Origin of the sequence: Micromonospora sp. WMMD1274 (assembly GCF_049179035.1) — a bacterium.
Lineage (GTDB): Bacteria > Actinomycetota > Actinomycetes > Mycobacteriales > Micromonosporaceae > Micromonospora > Micromonospora tulbaghiae.
The window spans coordinates 4,306,465-4,329,733 of record NZ_JBMHMG010000001.1; the positions used below are offsets into that span (position 1 = coordinate 4,306,465).

General features: G+C 71.9%; 18 protein-coding genes. 7 read left to right on the forward strand and 11 right to left on the reverse strand.

All coding sequences use genetic code 11. The annotated features are described in order from the left end of the window. Positions 1 to 39 precede the first annotated feature (39 nt). The gene (locus ACN27D_RS20555) at positions 40 to 4,089 is read left to right on the forward strand and encodes a tetratricopeptide repeat protein (protein WP_421499743.1); all 4,050 of its coding nucleotides are present in this window, start codon (positions 40 to 42) and stop codon (positions 4,087 to 4,089) included. Here the strand turns inward: ACN27D_RS20555 and ACN27D_RS20560 are convergent. The 9 genes from ACN27D_RS20560 to ACN27D_RS20600 form a co-directional block, all read right to left on the reverse strand. Beyond that, positions 4,053 to 4,553, reverse strand: a complete 501-nt coding sequence (locus tag ACN27D_RS20560; RefSeq protein ID WP_421499744.1) for a hypothetical protein — start codon at positions 4,551 to 4,553, stop codon at positions 4,053 to 4,055. The genes ACN27D_RS20555 and ACN27D_RS20560 overlap by 37 nt on opposite strands. After that, a complete protein-coding gene (locus ACN27D_RS20565; RefSeq protein WP_421499745.1) occupies positions 4,547 to 5,710 on the reverse strand; it encodes an OmpA family protein in 1,164 nt (387 codons plus the stop codon). The genes ACN27D_RS20560 and ACN27D_RS20565 overlap by 7 nt, the downstream gene beginning before the upstream one ends. 3 nt (positions 5,711 to 5,713) lie before the next feature. Then, a complete protein-coding gene (locus ACN27D_RS20570) occupies positions 5,714 to 6,652 on the reverse strand; it encodes a hypothetical protein (protein ID WP_421499746.1) in 939 nt (312 codons plus the stop codon). Continuing rightward, entirely contained in the window at positions 6,645 to 7,265 is a 621-nt protein-coding gene (locus tag ACN27D_RS20575) for a hypothetical protein (protein WP_421499747.1), read from the reverse strand. The genes ACN27D_RS20570 and ACN27D_RS20575 overlap by 8 nt, the downstream gene beginning before the upstream one ends. Continuing rightward, complete coding sequence (locus ACN27D_RS20580) at positions 7,262 to 8,026, reverse strand: hypothetical protein (RefSeq protein WP_421499748.1); 765 nt, start codon at positions 8,024 to 8,026, stop codon at positions 7,262 to 7,264. The genes ACN27D_RS20575 and ACN27D_RS20580 overlap by 4 nt, the downstream gene beginning before the upstream one ends. 34 nt (positions 8,027 to 8,060) lie before the next feature. Further along, complete coding sequence (locus tag ACN27D_RS20585) at positions 8,061 to 8,906, reverse strand: VWA domain-containing protein (protein WP_421499749.1); 846 nt, start codon at positions 8,904 to 8,906, stop codon at positions 8,061 to 8,063. Between the two features lie 120 nt (positions 8,907 to 9,026). Then, positions 9,027 to 9,650, reverse strand: coding sequence for a hypothetical protein (locus ACN27D_RS20590; protein ID WP_421499750.1), 624 nt, complete (start codon positions 9,648 to 9,650; stop codon positions 9,027 to 9,029). A 69-nt stretch (positions 9,651 to 9,719) separates the two neighbouring features. After that, on the reverse strand, positions 9,720 to 11,345 hold the full coding sequence (locus ACN27D_RS20595) for an FAD-dependent monooxygenase (RefSeq protein WP_421499751.1): 1,626 nt from the start codon (positions 11,343 to 11,345) through the stop codon (positions 9,720 to 9,722). A gap of 27 nt (positions 11,346 to 11,372) precedes the next feature. Further along, positions 11,373 to 14,135 (reverse strand): AAA family ATPase, encoded by a 2,763-nt coding sequence (locus ACN27D_RS20600; RefSeq protein ID WP_421499752.1) that lies wholly within the window; start codon positions 14,133 to 14,135, stop codon positions 11,373 to 11,375. Between the two features lie 864 nt (positions 14,136 to 14,999). Here ACN27D_RS20600 and ACN27D_RS20605 point away from each other — a divergent pair. From ACN27D_RS20605 to ACN27D_RS20625, 5 genes are read left to right on the forward strand one after another with little or no spacing between them, the layout of a single operon-like run. Further along, positions 15,000 to 15,785 (forward strand): 2-amino-3,7-dideoxy-D-threo-hept-6-ulosonate synthase, encoded by a 786-nt coding sequence (locus ACN27D_RS20605; RefSeq protein ID WP_421499753.1) that lies wholly within the window; start codon positions 15,000 to 15,002, stop codon positions 15,783 to 15,785. Next, entirely contained in the window at positions 15,782 to 16,891 is a 1,110-nt protein-coding gene (locus ACN27D_RS20610) for a 3-dehydroquinate synthase II family protein (RefSeq protein ID WP_421499754.1), read from the forward strand. The genes ACN27D_RS20605 and ACN27D_RS20610 overlap by 4 nt, the downstream gene beginning before the upstream one ends. Beyond that, on the forward strand, positions 16,876 to 17,637 hold the full coding sequence (locus tag ACN27D_RS20615; protein ID WP_421499755.1) for an amidohydrolase family protein: 762 nt from the start codon (positions 16,876 to 16,878) through the stop codon (positions 17,635 to 17,637). The genes ACN27D_RS20610 and ACN27D_RS20615 overlap by 16 nt, the downstream gene beginning before the upstream one ends. Next, positions 17,637 to 18,923 carry an AMP-binding protein gene (locus ACN27D_RS20620; protein WP_421499756.1) on the forward strand — a complete coding sequence of 429 codons (1,287 nt, stop codon included), beginning with the start codon at positions 17,637 to 17,639 and terminating at the stop codon, positions 18,921 to 18,923. The genes ACN27D_RS20615 and ACN27D_RS20620 overlap by 1 nt, the downstream gene beginning before the upstream one ends. Further along, entirely contained in the window at positions 18,923 to 20,041 is a 1,119-nt protein-coding gene (locus ACN27D_RS20625) for an FAD-dependent monooxygenase (protein WP_421499757.1), read from the forward strand. The genes ACN27D_RS20620 and ACN27D_RS20625 overlap by 1 nt, the downstream gene beginning before the upstream one ends. A gap of 135 nt (positions 20,042 to 20,176) precedes the next feature. On the opposite strand, the gene ACN27D_RS20630 is transcribed toward ACN27D_RS20625, so the two are convergent. After that, positions 20,177 to 21,376, reverse strand: coding sequence for a helix-turn-helix transcriptional regulator (locus tag ACN27D_RS20630; protein WP_421499758.1), 1,200 nt, complete (start codon positions 21,374 to 21,376; stop codon positions 20,177 to 20,179). An 89-nt stretch (positions 21,377 to 21,465) separates the two neighbouring features. Beyond that, a complete protein-coding gene (locus ACN27D_RS20635) occupies positions 21,466 to 22,161 on the reverse strand; it encodes a Crp/Fnr family transcriptional regulator (protein ID WP_421499759.1) in 696 nt (231 codons plus the stop codon). A 222-nt stretch (positions 22,162 to 22,383) separates the two neighbouring features. On the opposite strand from ACN27D_RS20635, the gene ACN27D_RS20640 reads away from it, so the two are divergent. Beyond that, the gene (locus ACN27D_RS20640) at positions 22,384 to 23,229 is read left to right on the forward strand and encodes a Bax inhibitor-1/YccA family protein (protein ID WP_302904105.1); all 846 of its coding nucleotides are present in this window, start codon (positions 22,384 to 22,386) and stop codon (positions 23,227 to 23,229) included. The last annotated feature ends 40 nt before the right edge of the window (positions 23,230 to 23,269 follow it).

The following is a 23,269-nucleotide window of genomic DNA, read 5'->3' on the forward strand; positions in this document are numbered from 1 at the left end:
CCGCATCTGCCGGGCATCGGACCGTGCGACCATCGATCGATGGATCAGCCTCGGCTCCGGTTCCTGGGCATCGGAGTAAGTCGATACCAGCACGGTCATTGTGAGCTGCCGGCGGCCCGCCGGGAGATCGCCACGCTGAGCCGAATGCTCGACGGCGAGCCCCTGATCGATCCGAGCGAGGAGGACGTACGCCGGCGGCTCCGTACGGCCGGCCCCGACCCGCGGCCGAGAGTCCTGGCGTGGAGTGGGCACGCCGCCGTGGTGGACGGTGACCTGCGACTGCTCGCCGCGGACAGCACCACCGGTTACAGCGCCGGCCTGCCGCTGCGCGAGATCGTCCTGCAACTGGCCGACTCCGGCACCACCCAGCTTCTGGTGATCGTCGACGCGTGCCTCGCCGGCAGCGGCGCGGTCCGGGCCGTGGAAACCGCGCTGCACGTCTTCGACCGGCGGTCCGTCACGGATCAGCCGATGTGGGCGGGCGTCCTAGCCTCGTGCCGACCCTGGGAGAACGCGGTCGACGGGGTCTTCGGTCGACGCCTGATCCGCCTGCTCCGGCGCGGCCCGGTCGGCCGCGTGGCCCGGTTGTCCTGGTCACGGGAGAGCGAATACGTCACCGGCGATGCCGTCGGCGACGCCGTGCAGCGGGCCTTCCGCCGCGCGGCGCCCGCCCAGCAGCCCGTGTTCGCTCGCGTGGGCCTCGCCGGTGACCTGCTGCGGAACCCGCTGTTCACGCCACACGTACACCCGGTCGTGTCAGCTCGTGGGGTCGACCTCGTCCTCGCGGGCAGGGACGGCCCGGTACCGGACGCGGCCCGGCGTGACGCGGAGGCGGCGGTGCTGGGGTGGATCGAGGCGGCCCGTCCCGGGCTGTATCTGCTGACCGGGCCGACTGGCAGCGGGAAGTCGGCTGTGGTCGCCCACGTGGTGAACGAGGCGGCGGTGGGGCGGGTGGACGCCTACGTGAGCGCACGTGCGCGCACCGCCGACCAGGTTCGTGACGAGCTGGGGCCCGCCCCGCGTGTCGTCGTGGTCGACGGCCTGGACGAGGCGGGCCCGCACGCGGCCGACATCGTCGCCAAGGTGCTCGTGCCGCTGGCCGTCGAGAGCTGTGTCGTCGTGGCGACGCGCGACCCGGCGGGGCTCGGCCGGCCGGCCGGCCGGGTGGATCTCGACGCGCCGGACCGCCGCCAGCCGGCGCCGGCCGACCTCGATCCCGTTCTCGCGGCACTGTCCTACTCGTACGGTGCCGGCTTCCCGGAACAGGAGTGGATCGTCGTCGCGGACGCGATCGCACCCGCCGGAGTGACAGTCGGCCGCAGGGACGTGCTGCGGACCCTCGAACGACACGGCCGACACGTCGTGCAGGACAGCGAGGCCGGCACCACCGTCTACCGGCTCGCCCGCGAGGTGCGCTTTCCCCACCCGGCCAGGAACACCGCCGTCGCGGTGGCCCTGCTCGGCCGCTACCGTCGCCTGATCGCCGGAGGTGTGCCCGCCGACCAGCCCACCTACCTCTGGGAACACGGATGGCGGCACGCGGCCGAGGGCGGCGACCTGACCCTGGCTGCCTTCCGTGAGCTGACGACCGCGGCGCCCGCCCTGCGTACCGCCCTGGCCCACGCGGAACTCGAACACTCGGCGGCGCTGCGCGCGCAGGGGGAACGGGGCGCGGCCGTCACGCACGCGGAACGCGCTGTCGACCTCCTCGACGACGGGCCGTTCCTGGCCTCGGCGCGCAACAACCTGGCCGTCAGGTACCGGGATGCGGGCCGCCCCGGTCGCGCCGCCGAGGTGTGCGCACTCGCCGTCGGCTACTACCGTCGCGCCCGGGCGGACGTCAGCGATCTGGCGGGCACCCTGAACAACCTGGCCGTGTGCCTCGTCCAGGCCGGGCAGCCGGAACCGGCGGTCGCCGCCGCGGCCGAGGCGGTCGAGCTGTACCGCTCGCACCCGGCCTACCGCATCGACCTCGCCATGTGCCTGACCAGCCTGAGCCTCGCCCGTCGGCGGGCCGGCGACGCCCGGGCCGCGCGCGATGCGGCGACCGAGGCGGTCGGGATCTACGCCGAGGTCGAAGGCGCGGAGGCCAGCCGGGCGGGAGCGCTCAGCGGACTGAGTGAGTCGCTGCGGGCGCTGAGCACCCCCGACGAGGAGCCGGCCGCCGAGGCTGTCGAGCTGCTCCGGGTGTGCGTCGCCGAGGACCCGGCGATGGGACCGCACCTGGCCGCCGCGCTGGCCATGCTGGCCGACTGCCGGCTCGACCTGGGCCGCCCGGAGGCGGCGGTGCCCGCGGCACGCGAGGCCGTGACCCGGTGGGAGGAGGCCGGGCCGGAGCCGTACTTCCGGACGGGGCGCGCCCGGGCCGGGACCGTCCTGTCCGCGGCGTTGCTCGCGGCCGGCGAGATCGAGGCGGCCCTCGACGCCGCAGTCGAGGCGGCGGCGGGCGACCAACCGGAGGCGCTCAATCAGCTCGCCCTCTGCCGGCACGCGGCGGAAGACGTCGCCGGTGCCGAAGCGGCCGCGGAGCGCACCGTGGCCATGGCACCGCTGGAAGCCACCGGATGGAACACCCTGTCGGTCACGGCACTACGTCGCGGCCGGATCTCCGCCGCCGTCGCCGCGGGCCGGCGGGCCGTGGCCCGGGCGAGTGACGACCGGGTCCGGGCCGCGGCGCTGACAAACCTCGGCGTGGCGCACCAGGCGGCGGGCCGGCCGGCCGCGGCGGCCGAGGCGTTCGCCGCCGCGGTCGCCCTCCGGCCACCGGGATCGCCGCAGCTCGCGGCAGCGCTGGACCGGCTCGTCGCGGTCCTTCTCGAACTTCCCGGCCGGGAAGCGGAGACGGTCGAGGCGGCGGCGCGGGCCGTCGAGTCGCGTCCGTCCGCGTCGGCCACCGCTCTGGTACGCCTGGCCTGGGCGCACTTCCGCACCGGGGACCACGACGCGGCCCTCGCGGCGGCGAAGCAGGCGGCCGAGAGGGACGCTGACGGTGCGCACGCCGTCGCTGGGTACGCCCTGCGCGCCCTCGGCCGCGACGACCTCGCCGCCTCCCGTTTCGACGAGGCGATCCGACGGTACGAGCAGTGCCTGCCCGAACAGATGGACGAGTTGGCGCAGGTCCTGGCCGTGCGGGGATCGACCGACGCCACCTGGGCCGGGTTGACGGCTCGCTATCCGGCTCAGGCCCTGGTCAGCCGGGCCGCGGTGAGCGTGGCCGGCGATCCACGGGCGGCCGGATGGCTGGCCGAGGCCGCCCGGCACGGCGCCGACCCCGCCGCTCTGCACCCCGAGGCCCGGCGGCACCGAGCGGCCGACGCCTCGTTGTTCGACCGGGCGTGGCCGACGGCCCCCGACTGGTTGACCGTCGATGCGGGGTTGCTGGAGACCGCGCGGCAGTGGGCGGTGTCGAACACCCCGGAGTTCCTGCGCGACCACCCCGAGTTGCTCGACGCCGGTGCAGCGGTCGCCGTGCGGGAGGCGTGCCTGACCCTGCCCGCGGCCGAGGCGGCGGAGCTGGCTGAACTTCGGGCGGCGGCGGCGGAGATCGGCGCGGACCGGGCCTACCGACGTCGATGCTGTCGTGACCTGGCGCAACGATTCGTCGTCGCCGGGCCGACCGGGAAACGCGACATGCTCAGCGAGGAACCACTGCGCGACGCGGACTGCCGCGAACTGGTCGCCGGACGGGACGCGTCCGCCGCCGCCCTGCTCGACCTCGCCGCCCGGGACGCGGCCCGGCCGGTGCTCGACGCGCTCGGCGAGCCGCGGTCCGAGCTGGTCCGGGTGCTGGCCGGAATCGCCGGGCGCGACGACCGGCTGATCGGCCCGGCGGCGGTGATCGCCGGGTCGGCTGCCGACCCGCTGACCGCCCACGTGTTGGCAGCCATGGCGGCCCTGGTCGAGGGGCGGCCGGCCGGCTCGCATCTGGCCGCCGTGGCCCGTTCACTGCCGACCGCGCCGGACGGCGGGTGGCGGGTGCTGGCCCACGCCGCTGCTGTCGTCGTGGGCCGCCACCCTGCCGTCCTACCGGTGCTTCTGGCGGTGACCGCCGATCAGTCGGTGAGCGCCGCCACCAGCTCCGTCGCGTAGCGCGACGCATCTGCCTCGGACATGCCACATCGCCGTGCCAGCCGCCGGGCGTGCCCGGCGATCTGGGCCGCGAGTCCGGTGGAGATCGGCGGCAGGGGTGTGTCCGCACCGGACGCGGCCCGCCGCCGGCGTAGCCGCCACCACAGCCGGCAGCGGGCGAGCCGATCGGCCACCGGCTGGCCCCGCTCAGCCGTGGCCGCGTCGAAGGCGCCCGCGGCGACACCGTTGAGCAGCACGAGTGTGAGTTGCAGGACGAGCGAGCCGCCGTTGGGGTCGAACGCGGTGGGCAACTGCCGCCGTACCCGTGCCTGCACGGTCCCGGCCATCTTCTCCCGCACCGCGCCGTCCTCGTAGTACGACTGCGTGACCACCGAGAGGATCGGCAGGTCCTGGGCCGACCGGGCAGCGACGATCTCCCCGGTCAGCGCCAGGACGCTGCGTGGCGGGCGGGGCTCCTTCAGCATGTGATCGTCAGGACCACGCGCCGGTTGCGCTTGTCGACCTCGTCGCCGGTGCCCTGGTACGGCCCCCACCCGGCACCTCGGGCGGTCACCCGGCTCGACGCGACGCCCAGATCGACGAGGGTGTCCGCGACGGCCCGCGCCCGCTCCATGGCCAGGCCGCCGTTCTTCACGTTCGCCCCGTGGTGCGCGATCGTCCCCACCGCCATCACCCGCGCCGACGGCGTCGAGCGTAGCCAGTCGGCGACCGTGGACAGGGTGGCCCTGGCCCGGCCCTGGTCGCGGAAGGTGGCCTTCTCGGGCTCGAAGCCGACCGCGCCGCCGTCGGGGAAGTCGAGGGACGAGTCGCAGGACGGGCTGACCGGATCGGGTTCGGGGATCGAGACGGCGCTGACCTTCGGCGCCTTCGACACCGACGGGTCGGTGTTCGGGCCCTCGACGACCTCGACCGTCTCGGCGCCGCCCGCCGAGGCGATGGCCTTCCAGATCTCCACCAGGCGGCGCTGCAGTCCGCCCAGCGACTTCTGCGGCCGGGCCGTGTAGCCGATGCCGGACAGCACCACGTGCCGCCCGGTCAGGTCGGGCAGCTGCCCGGGCTCCTTCCTCAGCTGCCGGACGATCTCGCCGGGTGGCATGAACAGCGTGCCGGGCGCCCGGAAGTCGAGCGGCGCCTTGGTCTGCAGCCCCGAGTCGACCAGGACGACAGTCCCGCCCGGTCCGGCCGCGGAAGCGGCGAGCCGGAGGGCGCTCAACGGATCGGCCTCGGCCTCCCGGGCGACAGTGGCCCGCATCTGGTTGACCGCCCGCTGACCGAAGGCACGCCGCTCGGCGGCAAGGACGACGTCGGACTTGGCGTTGCTGCTGAAGACGTCGGCGCAGACGATGCTCGGTGCGCCGTCCACCCGGACGATCGTGTAGCCCTTCTCCCTCGGGATGTCCTGAAGGTAGGTCGCGATGACGGGCGGAAGTTTGGGTGCCGGGCTGTTGGCGCGGGCGCCGACTGCGACCGCGAGTCCGTTCCGCGCGCTGGTCGGGCAGGGCGCGGCTGTCGCGCCGCCACCACCGCCCCCGCCACCGTTGTCGTCACCGCCGCATCCGACGAGGAGGGCGGCCGTGACGCCGATGACCATCGTGGAACTGAGGAGAGCCGAGAAACGCATGTATCAGTCCTTCCCGATGTCGGAGGTCGTGAAGTGCTCGTGCGAGTTGGTCGGGGAGGTCTGCTCCGCAGAATCGGCGGTGCGCCGTCGGCCGTTCACGGTCGTACGCAGGTTGTTGTTCTGCGCCTCCCACGACCGGGCCGGCCGGGGGGCGGCGGGGCGCCAGTCCCGTTCCGTCATACCGTCGGTCGCCGACGGGTCCTGCAGGTGAGCCGCGATGCTGATCTGGGCCAACTGCTTCAGTTCCTCGCCGAACGCGATCCGCTCGAACTTGGCGTTCTGCAGGAGAGCCGCGTCCTCTCGGTAGGCGGCGAGGTGCAACTCCCGCACGGAGAGCGCCCGCTGGTACGGCGGCTGCGAACGGCGAAGCTTGCGCTGGGCGCTCTTCATCGTCCGTAGGGCGCCGCGGTAAGCGGTGCGCAGGGGATTGCGGGTGAGGAACTCCCCGACGCCGGCTAGCACGCCGGAGGCGACGTAGAGCACCAGAAAGAGCAGAGCCGCCGCGACCTGGTCGGCCTGCTGACCGGATGAGCCGCCGCCCTCGAGGTCGATTCCGCCCGAGGTCTGGTGGGTCCTGAGCCGGACGACCATCGCCGCGACACCGAGCAGGGCCCAGGGGACGCCGCAGACCAGGACGTCCCGCCAGCGCAGCCGGCCGTTCGCCGCCGCGGCATCCCGGGCTACGCGTCCGCCCAGGTGGGCGAGCATCAGCGCGATCACGGTGAGCCCGGCGACGATCAGGGCGTTGGTTTCGTTGGTGCCCTCGTCGCCCGTAGCGAGGGAGACGATCACATAGAAGGCCGCGGCGTCGGCGCCCGCGGCCACCAGCAGCGCGAGCACGTAGACGTACTCGCCCGCCGGCCGCCGGCCGATCTCGGACGAACTCTGGTAGGACCAGCGGTTGTACGGCTGGTCAGGTGGTGCCGTGCGGTCGTCAGCCATGGCGGCGTTCCTCGCGGTCGAAGGTGGGCATGTCCGGGTCGGCGGTGAGGTGGAGGTCGGGGTCGGACCGGGCGGGCCGTTCGTCCGGTGCGGCTGCGGGCTCGTCGAGGCCTAGGTCGATGCGGCCCACGGTGGAGTACAGCGGCCGGTCACCGGCGCGCTCCGGCGCGGCGGCCAGGTAATCCGTGGCCGGCCGGCCGGTCAGCTTCTCGAAGGCGATGGCGGCGGCGGCGATCGCGTGACACGCGCGGGCGAAGTCGACGTCGAAGCGGGGCTTGCGCCGGGCGACCTCCTCGTCGGCGATCCCGACCAGCACCCGGGCGATGGCGCGCCGCTCGTCGCGCATGCCCTCCACCGCCTTGAGGGATTGCTGCACCTGGGCGTTGATGTAGTTGTGCACCACCTCGCGCGTGCCGGCGTCGATCGCGCCGGGCTTCAGCGACTCGATGCGCTGGAGCACCTGGGCCCTGATCTCGGCACGCCACGACTCGTCCAGCTCGTAGCCGGGCGGCTTGACCAGGTCGAGCGGGTGGTCGGGCGCGCCCGCGAAGAAGACCTTGTTGCGCCTGCCGGGGCGGTACCGGTCACGGCCGAAGCCGGGGAATCTCATCATGCTCGGTCACCGCCGTTCTGCCGGGCGTACTCGGGTCGCTTGGTCACGCCGCTCTCGGCGCTGGTCCACTCGGGTGCGGCCGGCCAGTCCGGGCGCAGCAGGCGATTGAGGAGCCGGCCCTGAGGGTGCTTGCGGACCAGGCGCTTCTCGTACGCCGCGCGGCGCCGGCGGATGTGTGCCTCGATCAGCGCGGCGCGGCGCATGGCGATCCGGTGCCTGATCTCGATCTGTTCCCGTACCTGCGCCGCCCGGGCCTCGTTCTGGTTGATCTCGGCGGTGAGGCGGTGGATGTCAGCCTGCGCCTGGTCGCGCTTGCGGCCGTGCTCCCGAGCGCGGCGCATGGCCACGATCTGCGCGTCTGTCTCGGCCTCGCCGGCCCTCTTCTCGACGCCGGCGGGGGACGCGCCGAGGCGGTCGAAGCGGTCCTTCGCCTCGATCAGCTCCTTGTGGAGCGCCTGCGCCTCGGCTTCGAGGTCACGCATGTCGGCCATCGGGTCCGCGACCTCGGCCTGGTAGACGATCCACTCCTTCTCAATCCGGCCGAGTGCCTGCTGTCCCAGGTAGGACATGTGCGGCGTGCCGGTCGGGATCTCGGCGTCGGGCATCGTGCGGTCGTCGGCCGGGAGATCGGGAAGGCCCCGGCGGGCGTCGCGGGTGGCGCACCACCAGTCGGCGACGCGTGCCACGAGGCCGTATCGGACGGGCTTCTCGGAGCGCCGCGTCCAGCGCCGGCTGCGCCGCTCCACCTCTCTTTTCGTCATCTCTGCGTAACCTTCCGCGGCCCCTGGGCCGCCGTCACTGGGCATCGTCGGGGTCGGTTCCGGACTTGGTCAGTTGCTGTCCGGTGAGGTCGGCGAGGATGTCGCCGAAGATCACATCGAGCGGGCGCGCGTCGCCGAGAACGGAGGCGACCCGGCCGAACGTGCCGCCGTCGTGGAAGCCGTAGACGGTGATCGAGTCGAGGAGACCGCCGCTGAGGTTTCCCCGGCCGGCACCGGTGGCGCCGGCCGGGGCGACCGCGTAGATGCGGGTGTAGCCGCCGGCACGGATCGCGGCGTCGATCAGGCCGGGCTCGTCGCCGATCAGGCCGTCGGTGATCAGGATCAGGGCGCGTGCGGCGCAGTCGGCCGGGTCGGACCCGCGGGCCGCGATGAGCCCGGCCACGGCCGGCGTCAGGCTGGTGCCACCGCCGAGGTCTTCGGGGGGCGGCGGCACCGTCGAAAGCGACTGCAGGGTCGACGGCTTGAGCGTCACCCGGCCGTCGGACGCGAAGAACGCCTGGGAGAGCCGGTCGGTTGGGCTCAGCTCGCGCTTGGCGAAGGCGAACAGCTCGCGTTCGGCCCGCTCCCGCTGCTCGGTGTACGCCACCATCGAACCGGAGAGGTCGACGGCCTCCTCCAGGCAGACCGGGCCGGCCACCTTCCGTGCCCCGGTCAGCGTCGACCCGGACAGGCTCTCGGGCTTGCGCGCCTCACGGCACGAGACCAGACAGAGCAGCAGAAGCAGCAGCGCGAGCAGGGCGAGCAGGAGCCGGCGAAGCCATCGCGGCATGACGTACGGCGGTGGGACGGCGTAGGGGACGCGCCCGATCGCGGTACGGGAGAAGACGCTTCTCCGCAGACCGTACTGAGGTTGGGTCATGACCTCTCCGAGAGGTTGCCGTTGCGACCGACAGCGATGAGTGTTGTGCGACGATCAGCGCCTGCCATGACGTGATCGCGTAGTTTTCGTCGTCGAATCACGGGAGTTCCTCGCTTCCGGTCAGTGACCGGTGGCGGCGATCAGCGCCTCGCGCAGGCACTGCATCGCGTGAGTGCCGGAGACGAGTCCTCGATGGATCACCGTGAGGTCCTCCACGGCGCAGGCCGGCGGTTTGTGGCCGACGGCCCGGGCCAGGGCCGGGTTCCGGCTCGCCCAGGTGACCAGCTCGGCTGTGAGTTCCGCCCCGGCAGCAGCCGGGCTGGTGTGGTCGGTGAGCGTCCGCACGAGTCGCTGCCGGTACGGCCAGAACGACCACACCTTGGCCTCGTCGATGAGCTTCTCCACCGGATCGGATCGCCAGTAGTACAGCGCGATCTGGCATGAGTCGGTGCTGCCGTCGCTGATGAGCTCGGTGACCATGCTGTGCCGCGCGTGCGAGCCGGCGACCTCGTAGAAGGTGCTGCGGCAGCCACGCTCACCAGCCGCCTTGACTACGTTCCGCCAGGTCAGTGACGGACGCGGCGTGGAGTCGAGCAGGCGTACTGCCGCCCGGTAATAGATCAGCTTGGTGTGCCAGTGGTTGCGACGGGGCGACGTGTTACTGGAGAGGCGCCCCATCCATCGCGCTACCACTGTGTGGTCGAATTCCCGGATCGTGGCCGGTGCGGTAGGTGCCGTCGTCATCGCCATCGGTCCTCTTCGCTGGGGTTGCCTGCGTCAGACGAGCGTGGCGAGAGAAGAGGCGTCGGCACATCACGTGTTCACGTGGTCCTGCGGTCGGTGACCGGTGACGACGTCAAGAACAGCGCCCCAATCGGACGGACGGTCGATGGTGCGCCACACGACGTGGTGGTCCGGACGGACAAGGAGCAGCCCGGTGCGCCACCGGTCGCGTACAGCGAGGTCGGGCAGGCTCAGGTGGGTCATCGGGATGCCGCGGGAACGGGCGGCGTCCACGAGGGGCCTGCCGTCCCGCTCGTCGGTCAGGTCGAGCAGCGTGAACTGCGGTCCGAGCATGTCGTAGAGCTGGTGGCCGGCCCGCGTGCGGATGGCCGGCAGTCGGCTGCCGGGTTGGATCGGGGCGTTCTCCGTCCCATCGTCGTCGTGCCAGACGACCGAAGATGTGGCGTATTCGCCGCTGGGGGAGGTACCCGCCGGGTCGATCTGGGGCGGCTCCTCGCGCAGCACGTCGGCCAGGTAGTCACGGGAGGCGCCGGCCGCCGCTAGGCGGCGGAACCGTTGGCGGGCCTCGAGCGACCGCGACAGCAGTTCGCGCTCGAGCACCGCCCGCTGACGGCGTTCCGCCTCGTAGCTGACCAGCAGGCCGGGGCCGCCCCACCGGCAGACCGCGGCGGCGAGTTTCCAGCCCAGGTCGATGGCGTCGCCCAGGCAGATGTCGATGGCGTCGCTGGGTGGGTGGAATCGGTGCGCGGATTGGCCGGCAAGGTAGACGGTGCCGCGGCGATAGGTGCGCGCGATGCCGAGCGCCTCCTGCCACTGGGTGACCTGCAGGATCTGGGACGCGTCGAGGCTGATGCCGAGTCGCTGGTGCAGCAGGGCGGCCGGGTCGGTGATCGCGGTCTCGTCCTGGTCCAGCGGTAACTGGCCGATCCACAGGTCAGCGCCGGACTGGCGGGTCAGCGCCGCGCCGGACGCGATGATCGTGGAGCGGGACGGCAACCGCCGGGTGAGAAGTTCGCTGCGGAAATAGATCGTGCAGTGATGCTCGGGGGTGAGCGCGGCGTCGAGTGGCACGCTGAGACACCGGCGCACTGTGCTCTGCGCGCCGTCGCAGCCGGCAAGGTAGTCGGTCTCGATCATGTGACGGGTTCGGGTGCCGCCGTCCAGGACGGCCGCGATTGTCCGCCGCGGTTCGAGCCGAAGGTCGGTGAACGTCCACCCCTCGCGCAGGTCGATCAGGGGGTGCTCACGCACGATGTCACGCAGCCGTGCGGTGAGGTCGGTACCGCTGAGAAGCACGTAGGGCTCGATCGGCGCGTTGCCGCCGGCGCTGGTCGCGTATCGGCGGCCCAGTTCGTTGGCTGACGGCACCGACGTGACGAGCACCGGCGGCTTGTCGATCGACCGGCTCCAGACGACCGAGGCCTGGCTGTCCGGGTCGACGCTGTTCGCCCGGATCCGCTCAGCAAGCCCGAGTCTTCGGAGCAATTCCATGCCGCGGCCGCTGACCAGGTTGAGCTCCGGATGTCGAGGTAAGCCGGCTGCCCTCTCGATGATCACGCTCGATACGCCGTGATGGGCGAGCTCGAGGGCGAGCACACAACCGGTCGGACCGGCACCGACCACGAGCACGGGCGTACGCGAAGGGGGCATGTCAATCGACTCCAGCTGGACTGGGCGGACGTCACCTCCCGCCATGCTGTGCCAGCGGAGCCGATGGCGCTATCACGTGATCCCGGGATTGCGCGCGATTTCCTGGGCGACCCGGGCTGCCAACTCGACCCGGCTGTGAATTTCCAGCTTCTGGAAGATCTTCCGAAGGTGGCTGTCCACGGTGTGCGCAGACTTGAACAACTCGTCCGCGACGGCGCTGTTGGTCTTGCCGGCGGCGACCAGGAGGGCGACCTCGCGTTCCGCCGTGGTCAGCAGCGGCAGCAGCCTCCTCTCCTCGGTCTTCACCGGGTTCGGCGTGCCGTCGCCGGCTTCCAACCACCGCCGGATGCCCTCCGCCCCGGCCGCGTTGACAAGGACGAGCGCCTCGTCGTAGCTGTCGCGCTGACTCCGGCCGAGCACGGCCGCATCGGCCAGTGCGCCGGCGAGTACGAGCGGCCGCCCGATGAACCGGAACTCGCTCACCGCGTGGTGCACCTGCTCCGCGTCCTTGCGCAGCAGCCCGGCAGCGTGCGCAGCCGCACCGGCCATCGCGTGTGACCCGGGGTTGCGCCGGGCAAGCCGCGATGCCGCGTCGGCGACTTTCGCGGCGCGATCCGTGTCGCTGGCAGTCAGGGCGAGTCGCACCAGGGCGCCGGCCGCGCCCGGATGCTGCGCGATCAGGGTGGGGCGGTCGACCAGCGTGTCGTAGAACTGGTCGGCCAGAGAGAGCGCCGACTCGATCGATCCCTCGGCGGCGAGCAGCAGCACCCGAGGCCATTCCACGTCCTCGGGTGGAGCGGTGATCCCGGTGGCTGTCAGCTCGGCCATCCGGGCGGCGTGGGCGTGCGCCTGATCGAGATCACCACGCAGCACGGCGAGCCGGACGAGCGTGCCCAGCAGTGGCACGATCAATTGGTAGGCGGTCTCCTGCTCGGCGATGGTCACACCGGCGTCCGCTTCGGCCGTCGCGTCGTCCAGTTTGCCGCGCGCGGTGAGCAGCGCGGCCAGGTAGTAGTGCTGCAGCGGCTGGGCCCACCGGGTGCCGAGGCTCTCGACCTCCTGGCGGCTGCGGCGAAGTTCCAGCTCCGCCTCGTCGAAGCGATCCAGCGAGGTCAGCGCGTTGGCGAGCCAGATCCGCGGGTGGCGGTGCAGAGCCGTGCCCCCGGCCTGGTCGGCCAGCTCGGTGGCGGCGGTGGCGTGCCCGAGAGCCTCGGTCAGCCGGCCCTCGGCCTGGGCGACGAGGCTGCGGGCGGTGAGGCCGAAGACGGCCGCGCCGGGTTCGTGCTCGCGGCCGATCCGATCGGCTTCGGCACCCGAGGCGTCCGCGGTGGCGTAGTCCTTCATATAGAAGGTGGCGTGGGCCAGGATCCCGTGCAGCTGTGCCTGTGTCGCCGGCGAGGCCTGGCTGCTCAGGCCGTCCTGGGCATATTCGGCGGCCTTGGCGTTGTGGCCGGCGTGCTTGACCGCCTCGGCCAGGCCGAGCTGAAGGTAGGCCCGCGTCGCCGGGTCGAGTCCGGCCCGCAGCGCGTTCTCGCCCAACTCCTGGGCCTTGGCGACCTTGGCGGCCGAGGCGAGCAGCCGCACGGTCTCGGCGACCATCGCCGGCCATTCCGGATCGTGCTTCCCCGAAGCGTGAAGGGCCTGGAGCATCAGTTCCGCGGCGTCGGCCGGCGAGTTGTAGGCGATCCGGGCGGCGGCGCCCCGCAGCAGCTCGATGCCGGCGCGGGTGCTGGCCGGGCCGCTGAGCAGCAGATGTGCGGCGCTCTCCGAGGTCGGCCGACCCTGCTCGCTTGCCAGAGCGGCCGCCTCCCGATGCAGATGTTGGGCCTTCACCGCGCCGAGAGTGCTCTGCACCGCCAGCCGGACCTGGTCGTGCCGGAAGGCCAGGCCGTACTGGCCCTCGACCAGCATCCCGGCCGCAACCACCTCGTCGATCAGGTCGAAGAGGCGTCCGGGTTCGCGGCCCATCAACCGGATCGCCGCCTCGATGCCGAACGGCCGGCCCAGGACCGACGTGGCGCGCACCAGCCACCGGGCGTCCGGCGAGAGGCTCTCCAGCCTCTCGTTGATCGTCGCCACGAAGCTGGACGGAAGGTCGCCGCCGGTCACCGTGGCCGTACCGTCGGCGACCACGAGCTGGCCGGAGGCGAGCAGGGCGGAGAGCAACTCCTCGATCCGCAACGGGTTGCCGCCGCAGCCGCTCGCCAGCGCCAGCACGGTGTTGTCGACGGGGGTGCCGATCACCGCCTCGCACAGCTGAGCCGTCTCCTCGTCGTCGAGGACGCCGAGGACGACCGGCGTGCTGCGCTGTGCGAGCCAGTTCAGTGTCTGCCCGCCGGGTGTTCCGTCCTGCTGCGATCGGCCGGCCAGCATCCAGCGGACCGGTGAGGAGGCGAGGGCGGGGACCAGTTCGCGGACAGCAAGGGCGCTCAGCTCGTCCATCCAGTGTGCGTCGTCGATGACGATCAGCAGTGGCTGCTCGGCCGCGTACCGTTCGAGCGAGTCGCGCAGCCGGAGGATCTTCGCGTAGTTGGTCGACTCCGAGTCCTCCGGTCTGGACAGCCAGGCGAACTCCGTGGTCGGCGGGCTGCACGCGAGCAGCGCCCCGGCCAGGGTGATCAGCGGGGCGGCGAGGTCGTGCCGGAACGCCTCGCGCACGGCCACCGCGATCTCGCGCTCGAACGCGTGGTCGCCGGCCGCCAGCAACAGCCGCGACTTGCCGATGCCGGGCTGCCCGAGGATCACCTGGCAGCCCCCGATGCCGACCTTCGTGTCGTCCAACGCCCGGCGGATCACCGCCAGCTCCCGGGCGCGGCCGATGATGTTGTCACTCACTAGCGCGAACCGTCTCCCTCACAAGGTGGTTGTTTCCGAGAGGTTCCGAGCGCCGAAGCTAGTGCGCTTTTGCGCTCCGCCCGACCGGCCGATTCGGCATCGTTTTCGACCGGCTGACTACTCAGGATCAAACGTGTCGGTGCGCACCTTGCCGGATGAGGCCGTTCGAGACCAATCGATCAATGGATGGCGCGTCGCCGACGTCGGCATTGCATCCAAAACGGTCGGGCGCCCCCCGGTCACAGCGATTCCGCAAGGAAATGTATGGAGCGCACGTCGGGCCCGGCCGGCGCGTGGACCGATCGTCCCCTGGTCAGGCGTCCCCTAGACGGGACTGGCGACCAACGGCGACGTCCCGGTGACGGGGCCGCTCACGGTGTTGAACGAGGTGTCCAGGCCGACCGTTCACGTCCGGCCGTCCAGGGTGATCCACGGGTGTACGTCCCGCACAGGGTCACTCAAACGGGGCGATGCCGAGTCCCGCTTCACCGGCCGGCCGATGTGTCCGGTAGCCGACGCTTCACCTCGTCGAGCGGCACCGGGATGGGCGCATCCGCCCGGGTGGCGCCGGCGGCGTGTCGTCGTCGGCGCATTGAACCCGCGCTCGCGCCGCCGGAAGGGCGCTACGCCGGGCGTGCCGGCACCGGTCAGCGGGAGATTGCCAGGCGCCTCCGCGGCGCGGGTGACGGTCTCGACTCGACGGCAACTACTCGAATCTCCGGGAGTCCCTATCCGTGAGGCTCTGAACTGCATGGTTCTGATTGCCGCCGATCACCTACCAATTCGAGTAGTGGGCGGCCCGACGCGATGTCGATAGCGTCCGGAGCAGTTCTGAAATGCCGAACGGAAACAGAGGTGACTCCCGTGTACGGCAACGGATCCTTCGCCCGGCGCCTTCGCCTGCGCCGGCTTTACCGGCACGATTCCTCCGGCCTGCTGGTGGTGCCCCTGGACCACGCGATCGGCGCCGGCCCGCTGGCCCACCGGGGCACCCTCGACGGTCTGCTGGCCGGGCTCAACGAGGCCGGCGCCGACGCCGTGGTGCTGCACAAGGGCGCGGTGCGTCGGGTGCGACCGGACCGCTTCCGGGCGATGTCGCTGGTGCTGCACCTGAACGCGAGTACCGGCCTGGCGGCCGATCCGGACGCGAAATACCCGGTGGCGACGGTCGCGGAGGCGCTGCGGCTCGGTGCCGAGGCGGTGAGCGTGCATGTCAACATCGGCTCGGCGACCGAGGACCGGCAGATCGCCCACCTGGCCGCCACCGCAGAGGAGTGTGACCGCTGGGGAGTGCCGCTGCTGGCCATGATGTACGTGCGTGGCCCGCTGGTCGACCGCCGTGATCCGGCACTGGTCGCGCACGCCTTGGCGGTGGCCGCCGAACTCGGTGCCGACCTGGTCAAGACCGCGCTTCCGGACGACCCGGCCGCGATCGCCCGGATCACCGCGAACTGCCCGGTCCCGGTGCTGGCCGCCGGTGGCGCGGCCGGCGACGGCGAGGCGGCAACAGCGCGGCTGGTCGAGGCGCTGCGCGCCGGCGCCGGTGGCGTGGCGGCCGGCCGGGTCGTCTTCACCGCCGACGACCCCGGCGCGGTCACCGCGAGGCTCGCCGGCATCGTGCACGGCCGAACCAGTGTGGGTGTCCGATGACCGGAACTCTTTGCTGGCTCGACATCAGGACGACGGGCGAGACCCGGCGCGCGGTCAGCGAAGAAGCGATCCACCAGCGGTTCGATGCCATCGTCGCGGACGATCCGGCCGACCTGGCGCCGCTGCCGCCGACGGTGACCCGGGCGCTCGCACCGGCTGGCGACCGGCTCCCCGACGACTTCGGCGCCGCCGATCTGGTGCTGGTCGACCCGGTGGTGCACGGTGATCCGAACCGGCTGGCGGAGCGGCATCCGGGGGTACGGTTCGGCGGCTGGCACACGATCTCCGACGCGGAGAGCCTGGATCACGCTTGCCGCGCGGCCCGCAGCGACGGCCTGACCGTGTTGACCTTTCGCGATCCCACCAACATCCCGATGGAGATCGTGCTCGCCGCGGCCGCCGGCAGCGCCGGCACCATCATCACCACCGCCGACCTGGTCGACGACGCGATCGTGCACCTCAGCGTGCTCGAACATGGGCCGGACGGGGTCATGCTCACCCGGCCCGCACCCGGGGACGCGACCCGGCTCGCCAGCCGGGTCCATGCGCCCTCGCCCGGACTCGACCTGGTGACCCTGACCGTGGAGGGCGTCCGGCACGTCGGCACCGGCGAACGTGCCTGCGTCGACACCTGCACCTACCTCCAGCAGGACGAGGGCATCCTGGTCGGCTCGTGGGCCAGGGCCTTGGTGCTCTGCGTCAGCGAGACACATCCGCTGCCGTACATGCCGACGCGACCGTTCCGGGTCAACGCCGGCGCGATCATGTCGTACACGCTGGCCGATGCCGGGCACACCCGCTACCTCAGCGAGCTGACCGCGGGCGACACCGTGCTCGCGGTCAGGGCGGACGGGAGTACCCGGCCGGTCACGGTGGGCCGGGTCAAGATCGAGACGCGGCCGCTGCTGGCGATCGCCGCCACCGCGCCCGACGGCGAGCCGGTCAACCTGATCGTGCAGGACGACTGGCACGTCCGGGTGCTCGGCCCGGGTGGTGTCGTGCGCAACACGACCGAGCTGCGCGCCGGTGACGAGATCCTCGGCCACCTGCCCGGGCGGGAACGGCACGTCGGTTACCCGATCGACGAACTGTGTCACGAGCGATGATCGTCATCGACTTCCACGCCCGGCTCGGGCCGGACGAGGGCGAAGCGGCGAGGCTGGTCGCGACGATGGACGCCGCCGGCATCGACCGTGCCGCGGTCAGCGCCGGCGGAATCATCCCGCTCGACCGGCTCGCCGTGCAGATCGACGGCGGCGGCCGAGCCGAGGCGGCCGCCGACAACGACGCTGTCCGTCGAGCGGCCGAGCGGTCCCACGGGCGGCTGCTGCCGTTCTTCTTCGCCGATCCCCTACGCGACCTGCCGGTGTACCGGAGAAGCGCGGTCGACTTTCGCGGCCTGGAGATCTCACCCGCCGTACACGGTGGACGGCTCGACGCCCCGGCCGTCGCCGATCTGGTCGCGGTCGCCGAGGAGGCCGGGCACCCGGTCTACCTGGTCACGGTGGCGCAGGCCGGCAGCCGACCGGCCGACCTGGCCAGGCTCGCCGAGCGGTTTCCGCGGGTGACCTTCGTATGGGGGCACTGCGGGCACCACGGACTGGACCTGGCCGGGCTGGCCGTGCTCGCCGGCCGGCCGAACGTGCTCGCCGAGATCTCCGGTTGCCTGACCGTGACCGCCCGGCTCGCCGTGGCGCGCCTTGGCGTGCGCCGGGTGCTGTTCGGCACCGAGTACCCGCTCCAGGCACCGGCCGTGGAGCTCAGCAAAGTCGCCGCGCTCGACCTCGACCCGACCGACAGGCAGGCCGTCCTCGGGGGGAACGCGCGGCGGATACTGGGAGGTGACATCTGATGGAGACGTTGGCCGTGACCTGGACCGATGAGGCCGGTCTGGGAAGACTGCAGGAGAGCCGGCTCGCTGCGGCCCTGAGAGCGGCGGAGCGGTCGCCGTTCTACGCCAAGCGTGGCGTGCCTGCCGACCGGACCGAGTTGGCCGCCTATCCGCTCACCACGAAGCAGGATCTGCGGGAGGCGTATCCGTTCGGGCTGCTCGCCGTAGACCGGGCCGAGTTGGCCACCTATCACGAATCGAGCGGTAGCAGCGGCGTCCCGACGTCCTCCTACTACACGGCGGGCGACTGGCAGGACCTGATCGAGCGGTACGCCCGCAAGCACGTCGGCATCCGAGCGGACGACATGTTCCTGGTCCGTACCCCCTACGCCCTGATGATCACCGGCCATCTCGCGCACGCCGCCGCCCGGTCCCGCGGCGCGACCGTGGTGCCTGCCGACAACCGCTCGCTCGCCATGCCGTACGCCAAGGTGGTCCGCGTCTTGCACGACCTCGACGTGACTCTGACCTGGTCGCTGGCGACCGACACGCTCCTCTGGGCGGCCGCCGCGCGGCTCGCCGGGCGAGAGCCGGGCCGCGACTTCCCGGCGCTGCGTGCCCTGTTCGTCGGCGGTGATCCGCTCGGGCCAGCCAAGAAGAAGCGGATCGCCGAGATCTGGAAGGCGCCGGTGGTCGAGGAGTACGGCGCCACCGAAACCGGCAGCCTGGCCGGCGAATGCCCGCACGGCCGGCTGCACCTCTGGGCCGACCGTGCCCTGTTCGAGGTGCACGACCCGGTGACTGGACGCACCTCCGCTACCGGACGCGGGCAGCTGGTGGTTACCCCGTTCTACCGCGAGGCGATGCCGCTGCTGCGCTACAACCTCGAGGACTCGGTGGAGGTGTCCTTTCCGGACTGCCCGTGCGGCTGGGCGCTGCCTGTGGTCCGGGTGCTGGGCCGCTCGGCCTGGACTGTGCAGACCGGAGCCGCGGACCTTACCCAGGCCGACGTCGAGGAGTTGGTCTTCGGGCTGCCCGCCGAGTACGGCGTGATGTTCTGGCGGGCCCGGTTCGAAGAGTCCCGGCTTCGCGTGCAGATCGAGGTCACGGAGGATCATCGGGACGCCGCAGCACGCGAACTGCGGGCGGCGGTGGAGTACGCCCACGGCATCGGGGCCGTGATCGAGCCGCTCCCGCCCGCAGCCCTGGTTCCGGAGAGGCTGCTCACCGCGGAGCCGGATGTGGTCAAGCCGCGCGGCCTGTTCCACGCCGGCGAGGACTGGGACAAAGCCCTGGAGTACTACTGATGAGCGCGCGGGTCATCGTGGTGGGCGGTGGGATCGGTGGTCTCGCCGTAGGCGCCGCGCTCGCGGGTCGCGGCGTGCGCTGCCTGGTCCTGGAACGCAACGCGGCGCCGTCCACGGCCGGGGGCGGCATTCAGATCGCGCCGAACGGCTCCGCGGTCCTGCACCGGCTGGGCCTGGGGAGGGAACTGGCCGGGGCGTCCCGGCCGGCCGCGCGGGAGCTGCGCCGGTGGCGGGACGACAGGACGATCGGCGCGGTCGAGCTCGGTGGGGCGGCCGAGCATCGGTACGGCACCCCGTACTACGCACTGCGCCGGGCGGAACTGAGCCGGATGCTGCTGGCAGCGGCCCGGCGGCACGGTGAGGTGCGGTTGGGTGCACCCTGTGTGGCTGTCGAGGATCTCGGAGACCGGGCCGCCGTGCGGCTCGCCGACGGCTCCCGGATGACGGCCGACGTGGTGGTCGGAGCCGACGGACTGCGCTCTGCGGCCCGCCGGGCGATCGTGGCCGACCAGCTCCGATACAGCGGCTACGTCGTTTATCGGGGGCTCGTCCCGGCTCAGCGGCTGCCGCAGCACAGTGATCGTGTCGTCGTGCGGCTCGGGCCGGGGCGGCATTGCGTCAGCTATCCGGTCGACGGTGGGCGCACGATCAGCGTGGTCGCCGCCGTCGCCGTTCCGGACCCGCCGCCGGCCGCCCGGGGTGTTCCGGCCGACGAGGTACTCGCCGCATTCAGCGGCTGGCACCCGGCCGTGCGGAAGCTGCTGGCCGCCGCTCGCCGGTTCGACCGGCACGGCCTCTTCGACCGGCATCGGCCCGCCTGGCGGAACGGGCGGGTGGTGCTGCTCGGCGACGCGGCCCATCCGCTGCTGCCGTTCCTGGCGCAAGGCGCCTGTCAGGCTCTCGAAGACGCTGCGGCGTTCGCCGAGACCGGCCTGGCCGGGTACGAGGAGGCTCGCGCCGCCCGGCGGGCCCGGGTCGCCGCCGCCAGCCGAGTCGGCATCCGCGATCACCACCTCGACGACGGCCCCGAGCAGCGGGACCGCGACGCGCGCCTCGCCGCGGCCGGATTACCGAGCCACGACTGGCTGTACGGCCACGGATCGGCGGTGCGGGCATGACGTACGAGCGGATCGCCCTGGTCATCGGGTCCGCGTGCGGCATCGGGGCGGTGGTGGCGTGGGTGCCACGCCGAGACGGGTGGCATGTGGCCGACCATTTGCTCGCGCTCGACCATCCGGCCCGGCGGTGCACGGTCAGGATGATGTCGGCGGAACGTCGGCACGGCCTGCTGCCGCCCATCGGTGCAGTAGCGCAACCAGCTCCACCCGCGAGCCGATTCCGAGCTTCTGGAAGATCTGCCGCAGGTGGTAGTTCACCGTGTGCGGGCTGATCGACGTGCGGTTGGCGATCTGGCGGTTGGTCAGCGCCTGCCCGACCAGGTGGGCGATCTCCCGTTCGCGCGGGCTCAGCGCGGCCCAGTCGACCGGGCCGCGTTCCGGCTGCCGGCGTGACGTCGACGCGGGTGGGCGCCGGGCAGGCCGCCGGGGCGGCTCCACCCGTAGCGCTGCAGCCACCGGCCGAGGCAGGGTCGATGCCACCGCGGCCCGTACCAGATCGTGCCCGAAGGCGAGTCGTTCACCGTCACCGTCGAGCAGGCCCGAATCCAGCGCCTCCTCTAGGGCCGGCAGCATCGTGATCGGGGCGATGCCCATCAACCTGGCCAGCCGAAGCAGCGGAAACGACACCCCGATGGTGGCCGCCGCCTGCAGCAGGTGCCGGGCCGGCGTGGATACCGACGCGACCTGCTCGCGCAGATGTGCCTCGGTTCGCCGAGGCAGCCGCGCGGCGCGCAGCGTTGCCCAGCCGCCGTCGACCCGCAGCAGCCCTTCTTCCTCCAGGCCGACGAGCAGCTCACGCAGTGCCGCGGGGCGTCCGGCCGCGGCCCGGCACAGGTCCATCAGCAGCGGATCGGGGCGTCCGCCCACGGTCTGCGCCACGAACTCTGCCTGGGCGGCGGACGCCAGCGGGGTCAGCCGGATCCGGTGCACGTCGGCCGCTGGCAGTTGCGGAATGCCGCCGACCTGCGAGGTGAGGGCGACCAGTATCGGCGTGGTCTCGGCGAGTTGCTCCGGCACCGACCACGCGCCTGGGCCGATGCGGCACGGATGGTCGGTGACGAACAGCATCGGTGCCGGCCGCACGCCTACCGTTCTGAGAATCTGCTGCGAGCCGATCGCACCTGCCCACTCCGGCTCCTCGAAAACCGTGACGCCACGTCGCCGGGCCAGCCCGGTGGTCTCGTCCAGCAACCGGGTGCGGCCGCTGCCCGGCGGGCCTTCCAGGATCAGCACTGTGGGTCTGCGCACGCGCAGGTTGTCGATCAGCCGAGCGATCCGGCCGAGCTCGTCTTCTCTTCCGATCAGTGCATAGACAGCCATCCGCCGGAAACCCATCGATCCTCCCCGATTAAGCTCGTATGCCCGATGGTGGTTCCGACTCCGGCGTCAGACCGCCTACTTATAGGGGGTCTCGCAGATCGGGCTCAGGATTCGATCGACCGGAGGTTCGCGAGGTCGGTGACGACGAGCCGGCGGTAGCCGGTGGTGATCAGCCCGCGGTCGCGCAGATAGTGCAACGCCTTTTGCATGGTGGCCGGAGCGATGGCGATCATCGCGGCCAGGTCGGACTGGCTCAGCGACACCAGCAGCTCGGTGCTGCCGTCCGACCGCTCCCGGCCGCAGACCTCGGCGATCTCGGCGAGAAGGCGGGCCAGCCGGATGTGCGCCGGGAACGCTGCGAATTCCATGCGCCGACGGTTCGCCCAGCGCAGCTGCCGGGTGACGGCGGCGGCGATCAGGGTGGCCGCATCGGGTCGCTGCCGCAGGAAGGCGTCGAATTCGCTTCGGCTCAACTGGCTGACGATGAGCGGACCGCAGGCGATCACTGTCGCGTTCCGTGGTTCGCCGGTGAGCGCCCCGATCTCGCCGACCACCTCTCCCGGCAGCCGGATGCCGAGCAGCGTCTCGATGCCCTCGACCGAGGTGGTCACCTTGACGAAGCCACTCACCAGCAGGAAGACGTGCGAGCTTGTCGATCCTTCGCGTAGAATCACCCGGCCGGCGGTGAACCGACGCTGTATACCACTTCTGACCAGCCTCTGAGCCGCATCCGGGGGCAGGCTCCCCAGGAAAGTCCCCGCTCCCCAGGTCTTGTCTCGCCAAGGGATGTCGGCCGCCACTAGAGAGCCCCCAGAGCTGTTGTGTGCCCAGTCAATCACTGCTCGTGTTTCCCCGCAACGGCGGTGATCTCGTCGCGCGGAGCTCAGGCACAGCTGTTCAGCTGCACGGGCACGTGAACTCTCAGCTTTCCCACAGCTAGCGGTAGCACGCGCGTTTGCGCCCACGTCTACCCTGGAGTAGCACGTCTACGTGCGATCGACCCCCTGAGGGAGGCCTGAGAAGTGAAGACCTCGAACCCGGTGCTCGCCCGGCTCGGCCAGGCGGCAGAGCGTGAGCGGGCGGCCGGGTACGCCCAGCCCGGGCCGTACGGTCAGCCCGGATACCCCCAGCAGCAGTACCCCCAGCAGCCCTACGCCCAGCCCTACCCGGGCGGCTACGGCCAGCCGGTGGCCCCGCCCACCGTGACCCCGATGACCCTCGACGACGTGGTCGTCAAGACGGTCCTCATGCTCGCCATCCTCGGTGCCTCGGCCGCGGCGGCCTGGGTGCTCGTGCCGGACTCCCTGGTCGGCGTCGCGTGGATCGGCGCCGCCGTGGTCGGCCTGGTGCTCGGTCTGATCATCTCGTTCTCGCGGATGGCCAACCCGGCGCTCGTCGTGGCGTACTCGATCATCGAGGGCGTCTTCGTCGGCATGGTCAGCAAGGCGTTCGAGTCGCTCTACGACGGCATCGTGCTCCAGGCGGTCGTGGCCACGTTCGGCGTCTTCTTCCTGATGGCGATGATCTACAAGGCGCGGATCATCCGGGCCACGCCGAAGTTCGCCCGGATCATGGTGGCGATCATGGCCGGCCTGTTCGGCGTGATGCTGGTCAACCTGGTGCTGGCACTGTTCGGCGTCAACACGCACCTGCGTGACGGCAGCCCGCTCGCGATCGGCTTCAGCCTGGTCTGCATCGTGGTGGCGTCGCTGAGCTTCGTGCTCAACTTCGCCGACATCGAGGAGGGGGTCCGGATGGGCCTCCCGCAGCGCTACTCGTGGACCGCCGCCTTCGGCATCGTGGTCGGCCTGGTCTGGCTCTACATCGAGATCCTGCGGCTGCTCAGCTACTTCCAGGGCGACGACTGACATCACGCCCTCCCCGACGACGCCCGCCTGCCGCATCCGC